General features: G+C 65.3%; 1 protein-coding gene. It reads right to left on the reverse strand.

What is annotated here, in order from left to right; translation table 11 throughout:
- Positions 1-92: 92 nt before the first annotated feature.
- Positions 93-1,193 carry an IS110 family transposase gene (locus A5713_RS17705; protein WP_068097618.1) on the reverse strand — a complete coding sequence of 367 codons (1,101 nt, stop codon included), beginning with the start codon at positions 1,191-1,193 and terminating at the stop codon, positions 93-95.
- Positions 1,194-1,416: the final 223 nt, after the last annotated feature.

A 1,416-nucleotide genomic window follows, 5' to 3' on the forward strand; every position in this document is an offset into this window, starting at 1 on the left:
GTAGTGACGCCTCTCTGTGTCAAGGGTGTTGGTTGTAGCGTGTGATTGCGGGCCCGGGAAGTGACTTGTCTGAAGTGTCGGTGTACGGGGTATTAGCCGATCGCGCGAGACAACAGAGTCGCCCCCGAGTGTCCTCCCGGGTCCGCCTCGTCTGGGTGGGCATCGCGGGTTAGTTGTCGGTAGACGGCGTCGGAGAGGCGTCGTTTGAGGCAGCGCATGGCCTCGCGTTTGCTCTTCCCTTCGGATCGTTTGCGCTGGTAGTAGGTCCGGCCGGGGGTGTCGGAGCGGATCTGGGTGAGCGCCATGACGTGCAGACAGGCGTTGAGCTGGCGGTCACCTGCGCGGGAGAGCCGGTGGCGGACGACGTCGCCGGAGGACACCTCGATGGGGGCGGTGCCGGTGTAGGTGGCGAAGGCGGCTGCTGAGCGGAATCGGTGGACGTGTCCGACGCGGCTGATGATCTTGGCGGCCGAGACTGTTCCGATGCCGTGCAGCTCGGTGAGGGTGGTGCCCGAGGTGGTGACCGCGGACTGGATGTCGCCAGCGGCCTTGGCAATGCGGCGGTCGAGGTGACGGACTTCGGCCACCATGTCGACGGCCAAGGCGCGCAATGCCTTAGCGGCGGCATCTCGGGGACGGATCGCGCCTAGCAGCGTAGCGGCACGTTCGGCGGTCAAAGTGCCCGATGCTCCGCCGGGGCTCAGCTTGGTGAGCAGGACGTGCAGCCGGTTGATGGTTTGAGTGCGGGTCTTCACCAGATCCTCGCGGTGTTCGACTATTGCTCGTAGCGCGGTCGCGGCGTCATCGACGGTGACCGTCGTGAGGTGGGCGGCGTTGAGAGCGGCGATCCCGACCGACACGGCGTCGGCGTCGTCGTTCTTACGACCGTGCCCGGTGGACAGAAGCCGTACGCGGGCAGCGAGTTTGGCGGGAACGTCCATGACGTCCACTCCATCGTGGACCAGCTGGGCGGTCAACGGAGCGCCCATTCCGTGCGCCCCCTCGATGGCCCACATGCTGGCGTGCCAGGCGCGCGCGAAGCGGCGCAGTGACCGGTAGCCGTCCCGGCTGACCGATACCCGCAAGGTGGCCAAGGGCTGCAGAGACTCGCCGACTGCGACGGCGGTCCACGACGCTTTGTGGGGGTCGATGGCGATCACCACCCGTCGGTCGATGGTTAATACCGCTGACATGTCTCACTCCTCACTTCGATATGTTGAAAGCGAGGAGGGCACATCAACTTTCGGCTTAGCAGGCCTCTCTCAAGCCACTCCTCGTTTGCGGCGATGACCGGACGCAGGTCACTACTAAGTCAACCCCTACCGGTGACAGGTGCGCGTCGAGCGGAGCCGGCCACCGCCTAGAGAAGCATGGCTGCAGGCCACGCTCTCTTGCTCCCAATTCAACAAGTTGGTG

The organism is Mycobacterium sp. E2497, from assembly GCF_001668695.1.
Lineage (GTDB): Bacteria > Actinomycetota > Actinomycetes > Mycobacteriales > Mycobacteriaceae > Mycobacterium.

What these genes read in the sequence shown, in the direction of transcription:
- A5713_RS17705 (WP_068097618.1), bottom strand. Translation starts at nt 1,193, where the DNA reads ATGTCAGCGGTATTAACCATCGACCGACGGGTGGTGATCGCCATCGAC.